General features: G+C 69.0%; 16 protein-coding genes. 10 read left to right on the top strand and 6 right to left on the bottom strand.

Annotated features, from left to right (window positions below):
* Positions 1-301 precede the first annotated feature (301 nt).
* Positions 302-1,609 carry a hypothetical protein gene (locus ACYVF6_RS36675; protein ID WP_460528352.1) on the top strand — a complete coding sequence of 436 codons (1,308 nt, stop codon included), beginning with the start codon at positions 302-304 and terminating at the stop codon, positions 1,607-1,609.
* Positions 1,610-1,897: 288 nt separating this feature from the next.
* Positions 1,898-2,437 (top strand): hypothetical protein, encoded by a 540-nt coding sequence (locus ACYVF6_RS36670; protein ID WP_460528350.1) that lies wholly within the window; start codon positions 1,898-1,900, stop codon positions 2,435-2,437.
* An 80-nt stretch (positions 2,438-2,517) separates the two neighbouring features.
* Here the strand turns inward: ACYVF6_RS36670 and ACYVF6_RS36665 are convergent, their stop codons facing one another.
* Positions 2,518-5,358 (bottom strand): AfsR/SARP family transcriptional regulator, encoded by a 2,841-nt coding sequence (locus tag ACYVF6_RS36665; protein WP_460528348.1) that lies wholly within the window; start codon positions 5,356-5,358, stop codon positions 2,518-2,520.
* A 238-nt stretch (positions 5,359-5,596) separates the two neighbouring features.
* Between ACYVF6_RS36665 and ACYVF6_RS36660 the strand changes: the two genes are divergently transcribed.
* Positions 5,597-6,160, top strand: a complete 564-nt coding sequence (locus tag ACYVF6_RS36660; protein ID WP_460528346.1) for a dihydrofolate reductase family protein — start codon at positions 5,597-5,599, stop codon at positions 6,158-6,160.
* 25 nt (positions 6,161-6,185) lie between these two features.
* On the opposite strand, the gene ACYVF6_RS36655 is transcribed toward ACYVF6_RS36660, so the two are convergent.
* From ACYVF6_RS36655 to ACYVF6_RS36645, 3 genes are all read right to left on the bottom strand, one after another.
* Positions 6,186-8,279, bottom strand: a complete 2,094-nt coding sequence (locus ACYVF6_RS36655; RefSeq protein ID WP_460528344.1) for a ligand-binding sensor domain-containing protein — start codon at positions 8,277-8,279, stop codon at positions 6,186-6,188.
* A gap of 146 nt (positions 8,280-8,425) precedes the next feature.
* On the bottom strand, positions 8,426-9,178 hold the full coding sequence (locus ACYVF6_RS36650) for a DinB family protein (RefSeq protein ID WP_460528342.1): 753 nt from the start codon (positions 9,176-9,178) through the stop codon (positions 8,426-8,428).
* A 207-nt stretch (positions 9,179-9,385) separates the two neighbouring features.
* Positions 9,386-9,955: a hypothetical protein gene (locus ACYVF6_RS36645; RefSeq protein WP_460528340.1), complete on the bottom strand. Its 570-nt coding sequence runs from the start codon at positions 9,953-9,955 to the stop codon at positions 9,386-9,388.
* A 74-nt stretch (positions 9,956-10,029) separates the two neighbouring features.
* Between ACYVF6_RS36645 and ACYVF6_RS36640 the strand changes: the two genes are divergently transcribed.
* The 7 genes from ACYVF6_RS36640 to pth all read left to right on the top strand — a co-directional run bounded on the left by ACYVF6_RS36640 (position 10,030) and on the right by pth (position 16,727).
* Positions 10,030-10,824, top strand: a complete 795-nt coding sequence (locus tag ACYVF6_RS36640; protein WP_460528338.1) for a class I SAM-dependent methyltransferase — start codon at positions 10,030-10,032, stop codon at positions 10,822-10,824.
* A gap of 147 nt (positions 10,825-10,971) precedes the next feature.
* A complete protein-coding gene (locus ACYVF6_RS36635) occupies positions 10,972-11,430 on the top strand; it encodes a hypothetical protein (protein WP_460528336.1) in 459 nt (152 codons plus the stop codon).
* 87 nt (positions 11,431-11,517) lie between these two features.
* Positions 11,518-12,969: a bifunctional UDP-N-acetylglucosamine diphosphorylase/glucosamine-1-phosphate N-acetyltransferase GlmU gene (glmU, locus tag ACYVF6_RS36630; RefSeq protein ID WP_460528334.1), complete on the top strand. Its 1,452-nt coding sequence runs from the start codon at positions 11,518-11,520 to the stop codon at positions 12,967-12,969.
* Positions 12,970-13,093: 124 nt separating this feature from the next.
* Positions 13,094-14,074, top strand: coding sequence for a ribose-phosphate pyrophosphokinase (locus tag ACYVF6_RS36625; protein ID WP_460528332.1), 981 nt, complete (start codon positions 13,094-13,096; stop codon positions 14,072-14,074).
* Positions 14,075-14,286: 212 nt separating this feature from the next.
* Positions 14,287-15,231, top strand: coding sequence for a sulfite exporter TauE/SafE family protein (locus tag ACYVF6_RS36620; protein WP_460528330.1), 945 nt, complete (start codon positions 14,287-14,289; stop codon positions 15,229-15,231).
* Between the two features lie 188 nt (positions 15,232-15,419).
* Positions 15,420-16,055 carry a 50S ribosomal protein L25/general stress protein Ctc gene (locus ACYVF6_RS36615; protein WP_460528328.1) on the top strand — a complete coding sequence of 212 codons (636 nt, stop codon included), beginning with the start codon at positions 15,420-15,422 and terminating at the stop codon, positions 16,053-16,055.
* Between the two features lie 42 nt (positions 16,056-16,097).
* Positions 16,098-16,727, top strand: a complete 630-nt coding sequence (gene pth / locus ACYVF6_RS36610; protein WP_460528325.1) for an aminoacyl-tRNA hydrolase — start codon at positions 16,098-16,100, stop codon at positions 16,725-16,727.
* Positions 16,728-16,910: 183 nt separating this feature from the next.
* Here the strand turns inward: pth and ACYVF6_RS36605 are convergent, their stop codons facing one another.
* Positions 16,911-19,640, bottom strand: coding sequence for an MATE family efflux transporter (locus tag ACYVF6_RS36605; protein ID WP_460528323.1), 2,730 nt, complete (start codon positions 19,638-19,640; stop codon positions 16,911-16,913).
* On the bottom strand, positions 19,637-21,349 hold the full coding sequence (locus tag ACYVF6_RS36600; RefSeq protein ID WP_460528321.1) for a hypothetical protein: 1,713 nt from the start codon (positions 21,347-21,349) through the stop codon (positions 19,637-19,639). Before ACYVF6_RS36600 ends, ACYVF6_RS36605 begins: the two co-directional genes overlap by 4 nt.
* Positions 21,350-21,547 lie beyond the last annotated feature (198 nt).

Raw genomic sequence — 21,547 nt, 5'->3', positions numbered from 1 at the left:
AGATGGGTTACTCCATCCCCAACCTCGCCTTTTCGCGGTGCCGGACCGAATTGGACGACGACTAATTCGAATGAGTTTCGGTGGAGTTCGACGACTCCGCGGGCAGCTGGATACCCGCGGTGGGAAGTACGTTCCGGCAGGTTTTGCGATGATTCGAGCGATTTCACGAGCACTAAGGGGGGCGAAATCGGACAAACGGTCTTGAGAGCCTGACGATAGGCGAAGAGGAGCCGCCGGAGAGCGGGGTCTGCTGAAGTACGTCACTCGCGCTGATCGCGCGCTGGAGACAAAAGGAGTGAACGTGAACAGACAGACCCGCTGCTCGAGACTGCTCAAGCGGATGGGGGCAGGCGTGGCTGTGGCAGCTCTCGTCGGCGTGGTGAGCACGTTGCCGGCCGCGAACGCCAGTCCGGGGGACTCCGAATCCCGGGCGGCGTCGCTCGCGGGGTGGTCGCTGCCGGTCAATGTCGGCGAGGCGACCTACCAGTACGACTACACGCCCGCGATCGACGCGGCCGGCAACGCACTCATCCCGGCGCGGTTGGGTACCGGATCGTCGACTCGCGTCGCGGTTTTCTCGCGGACTGCCGACGGCGTTGTCTCCGGGCCTACGGAGTTCGGTCCGGGGGCTTCGCCGACGGTGAGGTTGGCGGACAACGGCCAGGCGATCCTCGTCTGGGCAAGAAGCTACGAGCGGTGGTTCAGCCGGCGCTCGGCGGACGGGCAGTGGACCGCGCCTCGCCAGTTGACCGGCAGCCAGGACCGCGTCGACTTCCACTGGGGTATGGACGACGCGGGCAACGCGGTTGTCGTCTTCGGGACTCTCGGGCGGGGCACCGACCCGGCGAGAGCGAGCATGATTCGGATCGACTCCGACGGCACCGTTGAACCGGCCGTGCCCCTTGGGGGTCTGAGTAGTCTCGACGTGGCAGTCAGCCCGAACGGAAACACGCTGATCACCTGGATGGACCCGGACTCCGTCGTCCATGTCAGGACCGGCAACGCCCGGGGAGGACCTTGGACGTCCACGACGACTCGGCGTTCGCCTTGCGGGAATGTCCTCAAGCCGTTGGTCAATGACGCCGGTGACATGATGATTGGAGCCATCACCAACCCCTGCGTCTACACCATGGAGCGACAGGACGACGGTACCTGGTCGGACTGGATCCAAGGGCTCCCCTCGACCGATTTCGCGCCGACTCCGACCGGCTCCATGGCGATGAGCCCGGATGGCGACGTCATGCTCATTACCGAGACCTACAACCCGGAGTCGGGTATCCAGGTCCTGTTCTCGGCGCGCAAGCCGGCGGGTGAGGCGTGGGAAAAGCCGGTCCTCCTTGCCGATATACAGGCTTCCACCAGGTATGCGAGCGTGATCGCCGCAAGTGACGGGAGTTTCGTCGCGACCTGGAACGGGAGACCCACGTCGTACGGACAGCAGGTCGCGGTGGCGCGGCCAGGGGAGAAGTTCGGCGCTCCGATCACGCTCGGTACGACGTTCAGCGGAGCGTCGGGTGCGCTGGCGGCCGACGAGGGCCGGGTGATGGCGGTCTGGATGAGCGCGCGGGACCTGCCGCAGACCGTCCTGTCGATTCTCGACCTGAGCTGACCTGAGCTGACTTGATCTGACCTGGCACCACGCCCCCACACCTCGTACGGTCGACCGGCGGCGTTCCTCGCCCACCGAGGCAACCGCGGCAACGCCGCGAACGGCAGGTCGCCTGCAGAACGTCGAGGAGCGCCATCGAGTGCCTCGAACTGGCCAAGTGAGAGCGGAGTGAGAGCGAAATCGGAGCGGCGCGGAGAAGGATCTCCTCCTCGCCGAACCACAATGGTTCGGCCACTTCGGGAGGGTCCCACGATGGGTGTTCGTTGGTACGTTGTGCCCGCTGTCGCCGTGGCGATGGCGGCGATGGCGCTGAGTGGCTGCACCGATACCGGTGCCGTGAGCGCGCCTGAGACGAACCAGGCGGAGAAGAAGCAGGACAGTGACAGCGATGCGGAGGCGAACTCCGCGAACCAGGAGTCGGAGAAGAAGTCGGTCGCATCGTTCAAGGACGCCGTTACCTACAAGGACGGTCTGAAGGTAGAGGTCACGGGAATCGCCCACGGCAAGATCAGCGATCTCGCCAGCGGCGGTAAGCCCGGCGGCGACATGACGACGTTCACGCTTCGCATCACCAACGGTTCGAAGGCGCCCTTCGACGCGACCCTTTCCGTTCCGTCGGTGACCTACGGAGATGCGGGCGAGACCGCGGAGGGTGTCTTCGACGACAAGGCAGGTGCTGGATTCGCCGGCAAAGTCCTGCCCGGCAAGTCCATGTCGGCGCCTTGGGCTTTCGCCATTCCGAAAGCCGAGCTGGCCGATGTCACGTTGCAGCTGGAGTTGGGGGCGCTGGACAAGGAGCCTGCGATCTTCACCGGATCGGCTCAGTAGAGGCCGGGCGGGAGCGGTGCCCGGCTGCGAACACCGCTCCCGCCGGACGTACGTCCCGCCCGTGACGAACGCGGTTCCGCTCAAGGGCGATCGAGACCGGCGAGCAGCTCGGTGACCTCCGGAAACCGTGGGTTGCCCTCGTCGAGCAGGTCGAGTGCCTCCCGCCAGGAGGTACGTGCACCGGAGGAGTCGCCTGCGGCGGCGAGTATCTGGCCGCGGGTGACGAGGGCGTTGACGATGCCTGAGTCGTCCCCGAGGTCGCGGTGCACGGCCAGCCCCTGGTCGCAGTAATCGATTGCCGTTTCGTGCTTCCCGCTCCGTAGGTTCGCTTCGGCGAGGTTGGTCAGCGCGATCGCCTGCTGGAACTCGGCGTTGTCGAGTTGCCGGTAGATGGCGAGTGCCGCTTCTGTGTGCTGGATGCTCTCCGCGTGGTCGCCCATGCCGATCAGCGTGCACCCGAAGTTCAGCTCGGCGTGGCCGAGCGCTCGCAGGTCCACGGGCTGCCTGGCTGCCGCCACGGCCTGCTCGTGGTAGCCGACGGCTCGTTCGAACTGCTTGGCGTAGCCGCAGGAAAGCGCCAGTACGTTCAGGGCGTTCGAGATCGTCGCACCGTCGTCGAGCGTCTGGGCGCCGGCGACCGCGAGTTGCATGTACTCGATCGCCTTGTCGTACTGCTCCAGGCTGAAGTAGCCGCTGGCAAGGACGTGGGCCGCGTGGTAGCCCGCCAGCGGGTCTCCAGTGCGCTGGGCACAGGTGAAGCCCAGGTGGCCGACCACGAGAAAGTCGTTGAGGTGTTGACGACGCGCCAGGAAGTCACGCATCGTCCGGGCGAGCTGCCAGCTATGGGCGTCGTAGCCGCTGTCGGCTGCCGCCCGGGTGATCGCCACAAGGGCGGAGCGTTCGGCCTCGAACCACTCGAACGCCTCGGCCCGGCCGGCGAAGTCGGGCGGAGGCACCACCGGTGCGGCGATGGCCTCGGTGAGCTGGATGGATCGCCCGGCCCCGAGCGCGTTTCGCGCGTGGTTGGCGGCGTGGAGGTACCAGTCGAGCACGCGCCTGAACGCCCGTTCGCGTTGATCGGCGGGGTCGGCCGCGCGGCTCTGCTCGATCGCGTACTCACGCAAGAGGTCATGCAGCCGGTAACGCCCGGGCTGGAACTCGTCGAGCAGGTGTACGGCGTCCAGCCTGCCCAGCAACCCGCGGGTCGTGGCCGCGTCGCGGTTGAGCAGCGCTGCGGCCGACAGCAGGCTGATGTCCCGGCTGGGATGGAGGCCGAGACACCTGAACGCCTGGGCCACGCCGGGCGCGAGTGAGTCGTACGACCAGGAGAAGACCGCGCGCAGGTCACTGCCTGCTTCGTCGTCGGCGAGCGCGTCCAGCGGCCCACGCGAGGAGCGCAGGTCGTCGACCAGCTTCGACAACGCCAGACCCGGATAGCTCTCGGCGACCTCGGCGGCGATTCGCAGCGTCAAGGGCAGTCGACCGCTGAGCTCGACCAGTTCGGCGACGGCCTCCGGCTCGGACTCGACCCGTTCGGCGCCAAGGATGTCGGACAGCAGCTGGGTGGCCGCCCGCTCCGGCAACTCGTTCAGCAGCAGGCTTCGGGCACCCTCGCGGATGCTGAGGCCGCGCAGCCGGCTGCGGCTGGTGATCACCACGACGCAGCCGGACCCTGGCAGCAGCGGACGTACCTGCTCGGCATCACGGGCGTTGTCGAGCACGAGCAGCATCCGGCGCCCGGCAACCGTGGTGCGAAGCAGGGCCGTGCGTTCTGCTTCCGCCATCGGAATCTGGGTCTCCGGCACGCCGAGCGCACGAAGCAGGTAAGCCAGGGCGGTCGCGGGTTCCGCGGCGGGACCAGGGCCGTAGCCGTGCAGATCGAGATAGAGCTGGCCGTCGGCGAAGTGCTCCTGCACCTGGTGCGCCCAGTGCACTGCCAGTGCCGTCTTGCCGATGCCGCCGATGCCGTGGACCACCGCGACCGCCAGCGACCGGGGCGCCGACTCCCAGGTGGACAGGATTTCTCCCAGAGCGGTGAGCTCCGGCGAACGGCCGACGAACCTGCCGGGCGGTGGTGGCAGCTGTCTCGGCGTGGGCGGTACGTGGGGCCTCGCAGCGCGAGGGGGTGGCTGGCTCCGGGTCGTGGCGTCGGGAGCCGTCAGGATCTGGTGGTGAAGCTGCTTGAGCTCGGCCGACGGGTCGGATCCGAGCGCTTCGGCGAGCAGCTTGCGTACGGTCTCGTACGTCTCGAGGGCTTCGGCCTTCCGCCCGGCCTGGCACAAAGTGGTCAGCAGCCTTTCCCACAAGGGCTCGCGCAGCGGGAACCGGCTGGTGAGGGCGTGCAGTTCGGGGATCAGCTCTCCGGCCGACTCCGGCTGCTGGCTGAGGTCGAGGTCGATGCGCTGTTCGACCGCGGCCAGGTAGCGCTCGGTCAGGACCGGTGCGTGCTCGCGTTCGAGCACGTCCGAGCCGACGTCGCTCAGGGGGTTGCCGCGCCACAGGGCGAGGGCCTCGGTCAGCAGGTCGCGGGCCTCGGCGGTGTTGGCTTGGCCGGCCGCGCGGACCAGACTGTGGAACCGCAGGGCGTCCACCTTATCCGGATCGACGTCGAGGAGGTATCCACCGGCGCCGGTACGGATGAGGTCGGCGCCGAGCAACTGACGCAGCCGGAGAACGTTGTTGTGGATGCCACTGCGGGGGTGAAGTGGGAGCTTGTTGTCCCAGATCCGCTCTGCCAGCACGCCGATCGGGACGGTGCTGCCGGCGGACAAGGCGAGGGTGGCCAGCAGACCTCGCTGCCTGCCTGCCGGTATGTCGACCAGAGTTTCGTTCTGGAAGACCTCGAATGGTCCCAGCAGGCAGATCCGCGGGCCGGTTCCCGTGTGCCGGCCGACTGGCTGCTTTGCGGCCAGCTTGACCATCCCCTCCCTGGTCCAGGCGCTTGACAGGTAGACCACCTACATCACTCACCAGGCGCCGTACTGTACCGGGTTTTGTGGGTGTTCGCGGTTTTCGAAACAGCCGGCGTGGGAGACATTCATCGCCCCTGGGGTCGGCCCGTCGAAGAATTACCGTCGCGGCTTGTCGGATCCGCGTCGGGGCGTTCGTAGTGGGGGTAGGAGGCCGGTTGGACGAGCCGGCTGCGAGGAGGTTGAGGCCATGCTGACCTACACGATGGGCGTCTCGGTGGACGGCTTCATCGCCGATCGGAACGGTGAGTTCGGGTGGACGGTCCCTGACGACGAGCAGTTCCGTTTCCACATCGAGGCGACCCGCGAGCTCGGCGGCTATCTGCTGGGCCGCAGGCTCTACGAGACCATGCTGGTGTGGGAGACCGACCCGTCCCTGCGCGACAACGAACTCGGGGCCGAGTTCGCCGACGCCTGGTGCACGGTCCCGAAGGTCGTGTTCAGCCGGACGCTCGACAGCGTTCAGGGCAACGCCCGGCTCGCCAAGGCTTCGGTGGCCGAGGAGGTGGCAGCGGCGCTCGACGCGACCGCGAAGGACGTCGCGATCGGCGGTGCCGGCCTGGCCGCGGTGGCGGTCGAGCTCGGCCTGGTCGACGAGCTGCGCATGATCCGCCACCCGGTCGTCGTCGGTGGCGGCACGCCGTTCCTGCCGCCGGTCACCTCGGACGTCCGTCTGGAGCTGGTCGAGACCCGGACGTTCGACTCGCGCTTGATCTACGAGCGCTACGGACGCGCCCGCAACAAGTCGGACTGACGTCGATGTGCCGGCGACCGGCGGCTCAGTACCACTTCACCTCCAGCAGCACACCGTTCTGTACGTAGAACTTGCTCGCTCCAGGCGATACCGCCGCGAAACTGGTCCGGTAGTTCGGCCCCACGTCGGCGAGAGTGTCGGGGTCGATCCGCCTTGTCATGCCGTTGGTGGCGTAGATCGCGCCGTCGGCGGGGTCGTACTCCATGGTGACCGCACGCGGCTGGAAGTTCGTCACCGTCGACCAGTTGTAGTCGAACTCCTTCACCGAGCGGATCAGCGCACCATCGGCCGGCGAGATCTCGAACACCGTGCCGTACGTCATCCCGAACAGCCGGCCCTGCCCGTCGAACGTCAGGCCGTTCACGCCGTCCTCCGAAGGCAGCGGCGTCGACCTCCACAAGACCTTGCCCGACGCCGCGTCGAGGGCGAAGACCTGGCCCGGATGCTTGGAGTTGTCGATCGGGTTGCAGCAGCCGAGCGAGCCGCCGTAGATAACGCCGTCGCGGTACGTCAGCGTCGAGATGCCGTTGGCGCCGTCGACCAGACCGGAGTTCCAGGTCCGGCGTTCACCGGTCTCGGGGTTGTACAACGTGACCGCCCCGTTGGCCTGGCTGTTCTTCGGCGTCGTTCCGATCGCGACGTACGGACCCGCGCTCACCACGGTCCAGGGGCGCTCCTGGCCCTCGTCCTTGAGCTCGAACAGCTTCTTCGGGTTGGCGTCGCCGAACGGCAGCGCGGGGTCGAACTCCCACAGCTGCGCGTTCGGGTAGACCCCGAAGTACATCTTGCCGTTGTGCGCGCTCATCCCCTCGATCTGATGCTTGAAGACGTACTCCGTCCACTTGGTCGTCGCGGGGTCGTACGCCACGAGGCCGCCCTGGAAGTAGCCGCCGGCATAGATCCGCCCGTCCGGGCCTTTCGCCAGCGAACGTGGAGCAGTCGGCGTGCCGACCAGACCGTCGGCGTACTTGAACGTGCCCTGCTTGGTCGCCGGGTCGTAGCGCCACAGCTCGCCACCGCCGGTCGAGCCGTAGATCAGCTCGCGACCGGTCCGCTTGTCGACGGCCCGCGCCAGGCCCTTGCCCGCGCCGAGGCCGCCCTTGTCCGCCTGCTCGGGCCCGCCCTTGAAGCCCGTCTTCGTCGACGTCCCGGTCCGCGGGTCGAACAGCGTCAACTCTCCGTCGACGCTGAGGTACACCCGCCCCTGGCGGTCGGCCTGGGTGATCGTCTGGCCCATGTAGCCAGGGATCTCGTACTTCCACTTCAGCGTCCTGAGATCCAGCACCCAGCCGACCTGCGCGGTGGTGCCGCCGGCGAACAGCACGTACAGATAGCCGGCCTCGTCCTCCATCTGGTACGTGTACTTGTCCGTCGGCATCCCCGGCGGAGGCGGGATCTCCACCCGCTTGCCGGTCTTCGCGTCCACCTGCCAGAGCGCGGTGTTCTGCCCCAGGCCCGCATAGATCTTCGAGCCGACCGCCTCGACCGAACGGACGTAGAGGAAGGACGAGCCCCAGTCGCCGTAGTCGCGGTACTTCCGCGTGGCCGGATCCCACGAGAACAACCGGCCGCCAGGCAGTGGCGCCGGGCCGAAGCCCTCGGTCGTACCGAAGTAGAAGACGCCGCTCTCGTCGGTGTCGCCCTCCCAGGTGAAGCTCGTACGCGGCGAGGGGCGGCCGAGGTCCTCGACAGTGTTGGCCCGCCACGGCAGGCGGTACACGTGCCCGAAGCCGTACGTGCTGACGTACACCGTGCCGCGTTTGTCGATCGAGACGCCCCACGCGCCCTGCGCACCCTGGTCGGCGGGCACCTCGCCCGACGATCCGGGAACGTAGAGCGGCAGCATCCGTATGACCTTCGAGGTCAGCGTGTCGATCTCGGCGAGGTAGCCGGGCTTGCCGCTGAACGCGAGATACGTACGCACGGTGCCGTCCGGCATCCGCGCGGTCTCGCCGCCGGCAGCGGTCGTGGAGTACAGCGGGATCGTCCCCCGGTTCCACCACTGCGGCGTCGTCGGGGTGATCGCCGCCGGGTACGTCGCGCCCATGCCGGCGAGCCCGGCGACCAGGGCCGCGCCCGCGATCAGCATCCTGCGCCACAGCTGCGTCCGCCTGCTCATGCCCCACCTCACGCGGTTCGTGAACGTCGGCGGTCCAGTTCCGGGCCCCGCCGCCAATTGTGGTCATGACCGTAAACCCTGGCGATCGCGCCGTCAACGGTTGGTCGCCCGGTGACGCCGTGCGAGCCGCCTGGCGTGAGCCGCGCTCAGGCGTTGTTCTTCGCCTCGATCGCGTCGAGGTCGCGGATCGCGAAGCGGAGGTGTTCCCACTCCTCTTCGAGGATGACGTGGATGCAGGAGCGGGTCGTCTCCTGATGCTCGGGGTCGTGCGGGTTCTTGCGGGGCTCGGCCAACTCGTCCGCGGTGACGGAGGCGAGGAAGTCGCGGATCATCGCGACGTGACCGGCCCGGGCGTCGAGGACTTCGGCGTACGTGGGCTGGGTCGTCGCGAAGACGGACGTGTCCCAGCCCCTCTCTTCCATACTGCCGTCGGTCAGGCCGAGCGGATGGAAGGGCTGCTCGAGCTCCAGGACGCCGCGGCGGAACCACATGTCCGTGGCGAGGATCAGATGGCGCAGGGTCTGGGCGAACGACCACTCGCCGTCCACCGAGATGTCGACCGTGCCCGGCGGCATCGCGGCGGCGCGTTCCAACGTTGCCGCCCAGGTGGTCTGGAGGACGGCCCAGGCGGCGCGCAGGCCGTCCGGATCGGCGGCGCGACGCTGGGCGCGGCCGGGGAAGCGGCGGTCGAGCTCGGCTTCGACGTACGGGACGACGTCGACGCCGTTGACGTACAAGGTGCCGTCGGGCAGCCATGGCGCGTCGATGTCGGCGCCGCTCACGTCGACGCCGCGCATGACGATGCCGGACAGGTAGGACTGGGCGAAGCGGGCGTCGCGCAGGTTGACGTTGACGAACCTCGCGCCCTGCAGGTCGTCGGACCGGCCGAACGTAGCCATGGCAGCTCCTCTGCGGTCGTCGTGGTGGGGCACCAGGCTAGGCCGTGTTTCATAAATATCGCCTGACGCGCGACGCCTGGCATCCACGCTGCCGGCCCCGCGGCGCCTCGCGAGTATGCCGGACACGGTGCTCATTGACATCCCGCGGAACCGGCAGCGCGGCGCCATGCGCCGCGCGCTTGACCGGCCCTATTTCTGAAACACGACCTAGAGCGCTCGGCGCCCTGGCGGGGCCGCTTCGTCGGCGAGGCCGACCGGCCTGGCCCGCAGCTCCGGATGCCGTACGAACGCGTCGACCAGGCCGGCCGGGCCGCCGACGCAGGTCCAGTCGTCGTCCCACAACGTCGAGACGAGCCATGTGCGGTCGGCGGGGAACAGCAGGTTGGGCAGGGCACCCTGCCAGAACGACGCGTCCCCGGTCCGGCGCCAAGTGGAGGCCTGCGCGGGACCGGCTTCGACCAGGACGTACGGCCAGCCCGCGTACAGCATCACCTTGGGCGCGTCCGGGAAGACGATGTCGTCGGCGCCGGTGTCGAGGTAGCCGAGCCACCACGGTTGCGCGGGCGTCGTATGCGAGCTCAGCAGCTCGACGATGGCGCGGTCGTGGCCGGCCTGGCCTTCGCCGCCGTACGGAAGGTCGATCGTGGCGTAGGCCTCGAAGACCGGCGGGATGGCCGCGCTGATCGTCTGTCCCGCCGGCGTGGCGCCGGCGATCCAGGCCACCTCCGCGCTCCCGCCGATCCGCCAGCTCCGCCCGTCCTTGTCCCTCGTCACCATGCCGTCAGGCTAACCGGGAAAGCCGGTCGCGAGTCCTACGCTGATCTCGTCGGGCCGGACCTTTGGAGGGGACCATGGAGAAGATCGACTACGACACCCGCCTGCACGCCGTCTACGCGGCCGGGCGGCAGCTGTCGCCCGACGCGCTGCGGACCTGGATGGAGGCGCTCGCCCGGCATCTCCCGGCGGCCCGGCCACTGGCCTGGCTCGACCTGGGCTCGGGCACCGGCCGCCTGACTCCCGCACTGGCGAACGCTTTCGGCGGCCCCGTCCACGGTGTCGAGCCGTCGGACAAGATGCGGGCACAGGCCATCGCCGAGGCCGGGCATCCCGCTGTCGCCTACGCGGCCGGTTCCGCAGAGCACATCCCGCTGCCGGACGCGTCGTGTGACGCCGCCCTGCTCTTCTTCGTCTGGCACCACGTAGCCGACCACGAGGCCGCCGCGCGGGAGCTCCGCCGGGTCGTCAAGCCGGGCGGCAGGCTCTTCGTGGTGGTGAACTTCTCCGACCGGATGCCTGACGTCTGGTGGTTCCGCGTCGTACCCGAGTGGAGAGAAGCCGGCCGGGCACAGTTTCGTTCCGAGGCCGACGTGACGGCCGACTTCACCAGCGCCGGCTGGACGTTCGCCGGCCACGCCGAAGTCACCTGGCCCCGCTCCGCCAGCCTCGCCGACGACTACGAGCGGCTGCGGCTGCGTGCCGTCTCCGTCTTCGAGCACCTCAGCCAGGAGGTCGTCGAGGCAGGCTTCGCCAGAATCGAGGCGGCACTGCCGTCGCTCGACGACGGTCCCCAGTACGAGACCAGCTGGCTGCTCGTCTTCGAACGCGAGGAAGCCGCCGACTCCGCGCTGTCGTCGACGTCGACGTGACAATCGTCGACAAGCCGTCTACCTGCGCGACGGGCCGCAAGCAGGAGGCTTCTGAACGGCTCGACCCGGGCGCGATCGCTGCCTGGTCGCGTTCTTCTGAGGCGAGGCGGGGCGGAATCGTCCGGTACGCGCATAAAGTGCTCGCGCATGACCGGAACCTTGAAAGGGCTCGGCGGCCCCGGGGTCGGCCTGATGCTGGTGCTCGCGGTCGGGTTGAGCGGCTGTGGCGTCGAGCCTGGCTCTGGTGCCTGCACCGAGACGAGGATCAGCGCGGCGGACGTCACGCTCGCCGACCCGGTGCGGCCGCTCACGCTCACCGCGAGACTCACCGATCGCGAGGGCAGGCCGGTCGGCGGGGCTGAGCTGGCGTTCTTCGTACGCCTCAGGAAGGCAGACGGCACCGGCCCGGCGACCGGCGTGCGGATCGGTGAGACCGACACCAGCACAAGCGGCAACGCGACGTTCGTACGTGACGACGGCGTCGACGGCCTGGGGTTCTCCGATGAGCGGGCGGTCGGCTACAGCGTGGAGTACAACCCGATCGTGAAGATCCATGACGTGCAGTACTGCAGGTCTCGGACGTCGGCAGCTCTGACCGTCAGGTGACGGGCGCCGCCTGTGGGGGCGGATAACAGCGGCATTACGCTGAAGCAGTCCGCTGGCCGTCGACTTTCGTCGAGGAGAGTTACACCGGTGCCCAGCTTCGTTCCCGCCGCTGTCATCGTGCTCGCCGCAGGTGAAGGCAAGCGCATGAAGTCCCGCAAGCCGAAGATGTTGCACGAGATCGGCGGGCGCAGCCTCGTCGGTCATGTGGTGCGTGCTGTGCGTGCCCTGCAGCCGGAGCATCTCGCGGTGGTCGTCGGGAACGGGCGGGAGCAGGTCACCGCTCACCTCGCCGAGATCGATCCCGGGGCGCGGGCCGTCGTGCAGGAGGAGCAGCTCGGCACCGGACACGCCACGCGCACCGCGCTGGAGGCCCTACCGGCGCTCGACGGGACGGTCGTCGTCGCCACCGGCGATACGCCGTTGCTCATGACCGAGACGCTCCGGACGCTGGTCGAGACTCACGTCCAGGGCCAAGCAGCCGCGACCGTGCTGACGGCCATCGTGCCTGATCCCACGGGGTACGGCAGGATCCTGCGCGGCGAGAACGGCCAGGTCACCGGCATCGTCGAGCACAAGGACGCGACCAACGAGCAGCGCGAGGTCGCCGAGATCAACTCCGGCATCTTCGCGTTCGACGCGAACGCGCTCGGCGACGCGCTGCTGCGCGTCAAGGCGGACAACAGCCAGGGCGAGGAGTACCTCACCGACGTGCTCGGCATCCTCCGCGAGGACGGCAAGACCGTGCTCGCCGTGGCCACCGGCGATCACACCGAGATCCTCGGCGTCAACGACCGCTCCCAGCTCGCCGACGCCGGCCGCCGCCTGAACGACCGGATCCTGCAGTCCTGGATGCTCGCAGGCGTCACCGTCACCGACCCGGCCACCACCTGGATCGACGACACTGTGACGCTCGCGCCGGATGTCACGCTGCACCCCAACACGATCCTGCGTGGCGGCACCACGGTCGAAGCGGGCGCCGAGATCGGCCCGGACACCTCGCTGACCGGTTGCCGGGTTGGCGCGGACGCTCGGATCATCCGATGCCACGGCGACGGCGCCGAGGTCGGCCCGCGGACCAACGTCGGCCCGTACGCCTACCTCCGGCCCGGCACCAAGCTCGCCGAGGGCGGCAAGATCGGCACGTTCGTGGAGACCAAGAACGCCGAGATCGGCGCTGGTACGAAGGTGCCGCACCTGTCGTACGTCGGCGACGCGACGATCGGCGAGGGCACCAACATCGGCGCCGGCACGATCTTCGCCAACTACGACGGGGTGGAGAAGAACCACACCGACGTCGGGTCGCACGTGTTCGTCGGCAGCGACTCCGTGCTGGTCGCGCCGCGTTCGATCGCCGACGGCGTGTACGTCGCCGCCGGGTCGACCGTGGTGAAGGACATCGAGCCCGGAGAGCTCGGCGTCGCGCGCGGGCAGCAGCGCAACATCGCCGGCTGGGTGGAGCGTAAGCGGAACGGCACCAAGACGCACGAAGCCGCTCAGCGCGCCCTCGCCGAGCGGGAAGCCGGGGATCGGCCGGAATAGGCCGGTTACGTGCAGCACGTCCATCGGGGGTCTCAGGGGGGTCGTCCCCTTGGAATTGAAGAGCAGGTGAACGGCTAGCGTAGAAGGGTCGTCAGCACCATTCGCGGGGTTAGGAGTCCAGCACGTGAGCGGACAGAAGATCACAACGCAGAAGACCCTGATGGTTTTCTCGGGCCGTGCGCACCCTGAGCTCGCCGACGAGGTGGCCCGGTTGCTCGAGGTCGAACTCGTTCCGACCACTGCCTACAACTTCGCCAACGGGGAGATCTACGTCCGGTACGAGGAGTCCGTACGCGGCTGCGACGCGTTCGTGATCCAGAGCCATCCCGCGCCGATCAACCAGTGGATCATGGAACAGCTCATCATGATCGACGCGTTGAAGCGGGCCTCGGCCAAGCGGATCACGGTGGTGACGCCGTTCTTCGGCTACGCACGGCAGGACAAGAAGCACCGTGGGCGCGAGCCGATCTCGGCGCGGCTGATGGCCGACCTGTTCCGTACGGCCGGCGCCGACCGGCTGATGGCGGTCGACCTGCACACGGCGCAGACCCAGGGGTTCTTCGACGGACCGGTCGACCACCTGTTTGCCTTACCGGTGCTCGCGGAGCACATCGAGTCGCGCGTCGACCCTTCGCGGGTGACGGTGGTCGCGCCTGACTCGGGCCGGGTACGCGTGGCCGAGCGCTGGACCGACCGGCTGGGCGGCACGCCGCTGGCGTTCATCCACAAGACGCGCGACATCAACCAGCCCAACGAGGTCGCGGTCAACAAGGTCGTCGGCGACGTCGAGGGTCGTACGGCACTCGTGGTCGACGACATGATCGACACCGGCGGCACGGTCGTGAAGGCCGCGGAGGCGCTGCTCGCGGCTGGCGCGGCCGAGGTGATCGTGACGGCGACGCACGGCGTGCTGTCCGACCCGGCGGTCGACCGGCTGAAGAACTCCGGCATCCGTGAGGTCGTCCTCACCAACACGCTGCCGATTCCGGAAGACAAGCGGTTCGACAACCTCACGGTGCTGTCGATCGCACCGTTGATCGCGCGGGCGATCCGCGAGGTCTTCGAGGACGGCTCGGTGACCTCTCTCTTCGGCGGCGCCAGCTAGCTCGACCGGCAACGACCACGGTTGGCCGGTCATTGAGGTTTTGCCAGGCAGATCTGCCACGGGTAGGTCGCAATGACCGAGCAATCGTGGTCATCGTGGGTGGGCGGCCAGCCGGCGGTGTCCAAGTGCGGCATCGACCCTTCGACATCCTTACCTTTCCTACGTATGGTGTTTAACCGACCGGGACAGTAGGACAGCTAGGGAGAGTCGACTTGGACATCTCGTGGCCGTTGGTGCTGGCCGGTGCCCTCGTCGGCCTGGTCGTCGGCATGACGGGGATGGGCGGCGGCGCGCTGATGACGCCGATCATGGTGCTGATCTTCGGCATCAATCCGACGGCGGCGATCGGCAGCGACCTCGCGACGTCGCTGTTCATGAAGCCGTTCGGCGCGGCCGTACACCATCGGGCCGGCACCGTGCGCTGGGATATCGTGCGCTGGCTGCTGCCGACCGCGATCCCGGCCGCGTTCGCCGGCGCGTTCCTGCTCCAGTTGCTCGGCGACGGCCAGGAGTTGCAGGACCGCGCGAAGCTGCTGATCGGTGCCGCGTTGTTGCTGATGGTCTGCGGTGTCCTGATCCGCATGCTGCTCGACCGGCGCCGGAACCCCGGAGCGGCTCAGGCCGGTGCCGGTGCCAGTGCCGGTGCCGGTGACAATGACGAGCCGGTACGCGCGCGCCCGCTCGCGATCGCGCTGATCGGCCTGGCGGGTGGGCTGCTCGTCGGGCTCACGTCGGTGGGCTCGGGCTCGCTGATCATCGTCCTGCTGATGCTGACCCATCCGCGGTTGCGTGCCAACCACCTGGTCGCCACCGATCTGGTGCAGGCGATTCCGCTGGTCGCAGCCGCCACCGCTGGTCATCTGATCTTCGGCGACGCCAACCTCGGCCTGGCAGCCGTCCTGCTGATCGGCGCGATCCCCGGTGTCGTCATCGGTGCGCTGGTCTCGGTCCGCGCTCCGAGTGGTGCGCTGCGCTGGATCCTCGCGGTCGTCCTGCTCGGTTCGGGCCTGTCGCTGCTCCACGTTCCGTCGGCGATCCTGCTCACCGCATGCGCCGCGCTGGCGGCCACCGCCGCGGGCACCGCTCTGATGAGTGCACGCAGGACGAAGCGGGCAGAAACCACGGAAGTTCCCCAGCCGGCGGCCTCCGTCCGTTAGCCGGTGTGAACGCCGACCCCGGCGTTCACCGGCGCGTAACCGGGCGGGTATTCTTGCGCAGTTGCCTCGGCGAGGGACACCCCTGCCCGTGTCCGTGATCGACGCGGCGGCTTTGCCGCCCGCCTGTCGTCGCCGTGGCCGCAAACCGCCGCCCATCTTTTCTTGTTGCTACTTAGGAGTTAGTTCCCGTGTCCGAGGTCAAGATCAAGGCCGAGTCCCGTACCGAGTTCGGCAAGGGCGCGGCACGTCGGATCAGACGGTCGGGCCTGGTGCCTGCGGTGCTGTACGGCCACGGCACCCCTCCCGTTCACATCACGCTGCCCGGCCACGAGCTGATGCTGGCCCTGAAGACGTCCAACGTCCTGCTCGACGTCGACTTGGGCGACACGAGCGAGCTGGCGTTGCCCAAGCAGGTGCAGCGTGACCCGCTGAAAGGCTTCCTGGAGCATGTCGACCTGCTGATCGTCAAGCGTGGCGAGAAGGTCGTCGTTGAGGTGCAGATCGTGACGACTGGCGAGCCGGTTCCGGGCAGCCTGGTCCAGGTCGAGCACAACACCTTGTCGGTCGAGGCGGAAGCCACCCACATTCCGACCGAGTTCGAGGTTTCGATCGAGGGCGCCGAGATCGGCTCCCAGATCCACGCCGGCGACATCTCGCTCCCCAGCGGTGTCACCCTCCACTCCGTGCCCGAGACGCTGATCGTGAACATCACGGCGGCGCCGACGGCCGAGCAGATGGAAGGCGCTGCCGAGGAAGAGACGGAAGCGGCCGGCGAAGGCGAAGGCGCCGAAGAGGCCACCGAGTCCGACTCCGAGTCGGAGTAAACCGGACTCGAGGTCTCGACAGGGCCCGCAGAGTAGGTACGTGTGTCCGACGACGGTGGCGTGTGGCTTGTCGTGGGCCTGGGGAATCCCGGGCCCACCTATGCCGCGCACCGGCACAACGTCGGGCACATGGTGCTCGACGAGCTGGGCGGCCGGCTGCGAGCAACACAGCAGGGTCCGAGGTCGTCCCCGGCGAAGATCTGGCGGTCACACCCCAGAGGTCGCGCCGAGGTCGTGGAAGACAGGGTCGGCGCGCTGCCCGGCACCCGTGTCGTGCTGGCCAAGCCGCGCTCGTACATGAACGAGTCGGGCGGTCCGGTCGCCAGCCTCGCGACGTTCTACAAGCTCCCGCCGAAGCGGATCGTCGTCGTCCACGACGAGCTGGACATTCCGTACGGCGAGGTCCGGCTGAAATTCGGCGGCGGCGACAACGGGCACAACGGCCTGCGGTCGATCCGCCGTTCGATCGCGACGGGCGACTTCCATCGCGTACGGTTCGGCATCGGCCGGCCGCCTGGCCGGCAGGATCCGGCCGACTTCGTGCTGTCGCCGTTCTCCGCGGCCGAGCGGAAAGAGCTGCCGTTCTTCCTCGACCGGGCGGTCGACGCTCTGGAGCTGCTGGTCACCGAAGGTCTCGAGCGCGCGCAGAACGCGTTCCACGGAGCGCCCTGACCAGGCTGTTCGCCGCAGCGTCCGGTTTGTCCGGGTCGGGACTTCTGCCGGACGAGATGGGCCAAAGGTCACGGTTTGGTCAACCTATGCAACCCGCCCTTAACGTTGGGGGTCCTCCATTGCGGGCGCGGGCCTCGCACGCGGGGGGTGTGCGGAGCCCGCGCCCACCCCTTTTCCGGCCGGCTAGCGGCCGGTCGTCCGGACGCAGGCGAACAGGTGGCGGCCGTAGTTGCCGGCATAGCGTCCGACGTCATCGGCGTCCGGGCCGAGATCGACCACATCGTCGAACGTCGAGTTCTCCAGCAGGAACGACGTGATGCGGTCGGCGTTCCAGCCGGCCAGGGAGCGTTCGAACCACCGCTCGTGCTCCTGCCCGGTGTCGAGGAACAGCACCGAGCCGGTGACGGAATCCAGCAGCTGCACGAGCTCCTCCGCCGACGTGCTGCCGCGGCCGAGGACGAAGTGGTGCAGCAGGCTGAAGCACGAGACCACGTCCCAGCGCTTGTCGGCGGAGCGCATGAAGTCCACCGCGTCGCCGATCCAGATGCGTGAGGGGTCGAGACCGTAGAACGCGTCGCCAACCGCAGGGGCGAGCGGGTCGCGCTCGACGCCGTACGCGTCGTACCCGCGGGCGCCGAGCTCCGCGACGAACCAGCCGTAGAAGCTGGCGACGTCCAGGTAGGTCGGCACGGATCCGAGGTTGCGCTTGGCCAGGAACGCCGTCATCTTGTCGAGCCTGTCGGTGCACTGGCGTACGGTCGACCACGACTGCTTCAGCTCGGGCGCGTCGATCGGCTGGTAGAGCTCCTTGGCGCCGCCCAGCCAGCTCATCTTGCGCAGGTGGTCCTGCAACGGCGTGGTCACCGGCGAGCGCTTCACGCTGACCTGGACCGCCGCCTCGCCGCGGGCCGCCGCCAGCGCGAGCCGGTGGTGGCCGTCGAGGACCTGGAAGCAGTCGGAGTCGCGTACGGGCGCGACCAGGATCGGGTCGTCCGGTCCGCTCTGCCCGGCCCGAGCAGGCGTTTCCCCAGCCGGGGCTGAGCCGTTGGCCTCCGAACGTTCCAGGAACGCGCGCGCCACCTCCACCATGCCGGCCTCGTCGGTCGCCCAGAAGTAGCGGCCGGTCAGCGCCAGGCAGCGCCGCGCGTGCTCACCGTACGGCGACGCGAGGATCTCGGCGTTCGACGGCGGTGTGCCGGACTCCGACGCCAGCCGCAGCAGCGCCACGTGCGGTCCCTCGGAGATGGGCGTCGAGCCCCAGAGCAGGTCGCCGGTCTCCTCGGCGTACCGCTGGACGGTCACGCCGTCCTGCTGGCCGAGCAGCAGCCGGTCGACCGGCACCTCGGCCAGTCCCGGCTTGCGCAGCACGACCTTGGAGATGCCGACCCGAAGCCTTCGTGGAACCACTTTCCTGAACGCCTGCAGCTGCAACGCCTTCCGCCCCTTCCACAACACACCGGCATACGCCAGGCACACAACCGGCAGCGTGATCACCGCTGCCACGATCGACGGGCCGAACCAGCTCACGACCGCGAACGGCACCACACCAAAGCACATCCCGGCCGCGAGCGCCACCCAGGCCACGCCCCGGCCGAACGCCAGCAGGCCGTACGCCCGCCAGACCTGCAGGACCGGCAGGGCGTTCCGCACCAGCAGCGCGCCCGCCCACGCGATCGCCGCGCCCGTGATGCCGAGCACGGGGATCAGCACGACCGCGAGCACGACATCGGCGACCAGCGCGAGCGCGTTGTTGGCCAGACTCTGCCGGCTGCGACCGGCCATCAGCAACGCGACGTCGGCCGGCCCGCACGCCGTCGCGACCAGCATGGTCAGCGCGAGGATGACCAGGGTGGCATGGCCCTCGTCGTATCCGTCGCCGAAGACCTGCAGCAGCAACGTCGTGAACGTCGCGCACACGAGGTAGACCGGCCAGGCCAGCGCCATCAGCCACGCCGTCGAGGTCTGGAACACCTGCCGGGCGCCGGCCAGGTCGCCGCGCGCGAACAGCCCTGCCAGTTGCGGCTGCAGCACCTGCTGGATCGCCTGGGTGCCGAGCTGCCCGACGGTCAGGAAGCGGGTCGCGGCGGTGTAGATCGCCGCGTGCGTGGGGGAGAGCAGCGCCGCGACCAGCACGATGTCGGCCCGTTGCAGCGCGACCTGGCAGATCCGTCCCAGCGCGCGTGGGGCCGTGAACGACCAGAACTCCTTGTTCAGCTCGCGATCCTGCGGGCCGGTGTCGCGCGGCGCGATCCGCCGGTAGGCGGCCAGCACCAGACCGAAACCCAGGAAGTACGGCAGGGCCCACGCCGCGGCGAGCCAGACCGGTCCGAGCCCGAGCGCCCAGGTCCCTGCCACGCAAAGGATCTGCAGGGGCAGCCGGCCGAGCTTCTCGACGATGACGTTGGCGCGCATCGTGCCGTAGGCCCGGGTCGCCGACAGGAACGTGTCGTACGCCGTCGCCACCGGCAGCGTCACCGCGACCACGCGCAGCATCCACGTCATCTGGTCGTGCTGAGCCGCGTCGGCGCCCAGCAGGCCCGCCAGCCCGGGGGCGAAAACCCAACCGGCCAAGGCGAGTACGACGCTGAGCGCGAGCACGGGACGCCACGCGACCCACAGCGTCGCCTTCGCACGTTCGGGCCGGCCGGTGGCGAGCGCGCGCTGGATGAGCTGGGCGAGCCCGGCGTCGACGCCGAGGCCGCAGACCGCGGAGACGATCAGGAAGAACGACGTGACCGTGAACAGCAGGCCGGCGATCACCTGCGGGAAGCCGTTGGTGACGACGATGACCAGCGCGATGCCGGCGAGCCCGCCCACGAACGTACCCGCGAGGTTGACGGCGCCGCCTCGGGCCAGTTTCGTCAGCGGGGCTCGGTCCGGGGCTGGGGTCGGAGTGGGGGCAGGCGCGCTCACCGGAAGTTGTTGCCCTGGTCGGAGCCGGTCCATGGAGCAGCGGTGCCCGTGCGCCGCGCCTGGCGGCGCGGCGTGGGTGCCGTCGGACGGCCGGATTCGGACGGAGTCCCCGGCCGGCCGTTGCGCCGCGGGACGTCGCCGAGCGCGGCATCGGCGGCCCGGTCGTAACGCTCGCGGATCGCGCTCACGTCGTCGGAGTCGCGGGCCGAGTCGCGGCCGGCGCCCGCCCGTCGCCGCGGACCTCCGCCGGCGCTGACCAGCACTGCGCCGATGCAGGCGGCGTCGACCCGGTCGAGCACGTCGAGGCACTCGATGAAGTCGTTGAGCCGGGTCTGGTGCCGCGCGACGACCAGCAGGACCGCGCCGGTGAGCGACGCGAGCGCCTGGCCGTCAGCGCTGTGGGCGTGCGCGCCGGCGATGATGACGTAGTCGTTCCACTCGCTCAGCTGGGCCAGAGTGTGGCGCATGCGCGGCGAGAGCAGGCGGTCCATGGTCTGCCCGTCGGGTGCGCCAGGGGCGAGGATGCTGAGCCGTTCCTCCGGCTGGAACACCAGCGACTGCAGGTCGGCCTGCTCGGTGAGGAGCTCGGTGAGCCCGGGCATGCGCACGCGGTCGGAGAGCAGCCTGGTCGGCTCGCCCACGGTATCGACGAGAGCGACGGTGAACCCGGACCGGGCCAGCCCGACAGCCAGCGCGGCCGCTTCGGGCGAGGCGTCGGCGTCGGGATCGGCGCTCGCGACCGTGAGGCCGACCGGCGGCGAGTCGAGAGAGGTGACGATGGCCGTACGGATCTCGCGGTAGATCTCGGAGAGGTCGGGTGCGCGGCCGCCACCGCCGTGCCCGCCGAAGCGGTTGCCGACCGAGCCGAGCACCTGGACGCCCAGCCGTTCGACCTCGGGCGACTCGTGGATCCTGGTGTCGAGGCGGGTGCGGGCGACGGCGAACGCGAAGCCGACGAACAGCGCGACGAACGCGCCCGCGCCACCGAACAGCAGGAGGTTGAGGATGCCGGCGCCCGGCGGCGTCGAGGCCGGCGTGATGACCTGGCCGGGGGTGAGGTCGGTCGCGGAGATCGTCGACTGCTGGCTCTCCAGCGCGGCCAGCTGGGCGTTGAGGTTGTTGATGCGTTCCTCGAGGTAGGCCTTGCGCGACTCGGTGACGTCGTCGGACTGCAACTCGGAGCTCGCCTGGGTGATCTGCGCGCGGGTGCCGTCCTGCTGGCGGCTGATCCGCTGCAACTGCTTCTTGACCGAGGAGTCGGCACGCTGCTGGCGGTAGGCGAGGTAGGCGTCGGAGAACGCCTGCGCGACGTCGCGGGCCTCGGTGCGACTGGTCGAGGTGCCGGAGATCTCCAGGACCTGGGTGTTGCTGGGCACCTCGACGTCGACCTGGGCCAGCAACGCACCGGCTTCCTGGTTGCCGGGGATCTGGCCGCCCGCGAGCTTGGCCACCGGGTCGGTGCGTACGAGCGTGGCCTCGGTCTCGAGGTTGACCAGCTGGTCGCCCTTGCTGTCGGGCTCGTACGGGTTGCCCTGCAGCGGCTCGATCAGGATCGCGGCGGTGGAGACGTATTCCTGGCCCTGCTTGATCGAGAACGCCAGGCCGGCACCGGCACCGAGCACTCCGAAGACGAGGATCAGGACCACGTTCCTGCGCAGTGCGTTGACCCAGAATGACGCGGGAACTGACGTCCCCTCGGCGTCGCGCATGTCCTCCCCTTCGTCTGCTGGTGCTTCCCGTGACTTTATCCCGAGGCGCAGTCGGTACAGTTCGGTTGTTACCCGGGCCAGCACACGGCCCGGCCGTGGCGCCAGTGCTCCAGCTTTGCACTGATTTTGGCGTACGTCTTCCGCTACGGCGCACAGGTCGCTAGCGTGAGCTTCGGGTAACCAGAAGTAGTGAAAATG

The sequence above is a fragment of the Flindersiella endophytica genome (assembly GCF_054779015.1).
Note: the sequence above shows the minus strand (reverse complement) of the source record. Positions and strands in the feature narration are given on the sequence as shown.

Excerpts from the sequence above, each read along its gene's own strand:
- ACYVF6_RS36665 (WP_460528348.1), bottom strand. The coding sequence starts at position 5,358 with ATGGTCAAGCTGGCCGCAAAGCAGCCAGTCGGCCGGCACACGGGAACC.
- ACYVF6_RS36660 (WP_460528346.1), top strand. The coding sequence starts at position 5,597 with ATGCTGACCTACACGATGGGCGTCTCGGTGGACGGCTTCATCGCCGAT.
- ACYVF6_RS36655 (WP_460528344.1), bottom strand. The coding sequence starts at position 8,279 with ATGAGCAGGCGGACGCAGCTGTGGCGCAGGATGCTGATCGCGGGCGCG.
- ACYVF6_RS36650 (WP_460528342.1), bottom strand. The coding sequence starts at position 9,178 with ATGGCTACGTTCGGCCGGTCCGACGACCTGCAGGGCGCGAGGTTCGTC.
- ACYVF6_RS36645 (WP_460528340.1), bottom strand. The coding sequence starts at position 9,955 with ATGGTGACGAGGGACAAGGACGGGCGGAGCTGGCGGATCGGCGGGAGC.
- ACYVF6_RS36640 (WP_460528338.1), top strand. The coding sequence starts at position 10,030 with ATGGAGAAGATCGACTACGACACCCGCCTGCACGCCGTCTACGCGGCC.
- ACYVF6_RS36635 (WP_460528336.1), top strand. The coding sequence starts at position 10,972 with ATGACCGGAACCTTGAAAGGGCTCGGCGGCCCCGGGGTCGGCCTGATG.
- ACYVF6_RS36600 (WP_460528321.1), bottom strand. The coding sequence starts at position 21,349 with ATGCGCGACGCCGAGGGGACGTCAGTTCCCGCGTCATTCTGGGTCAAC.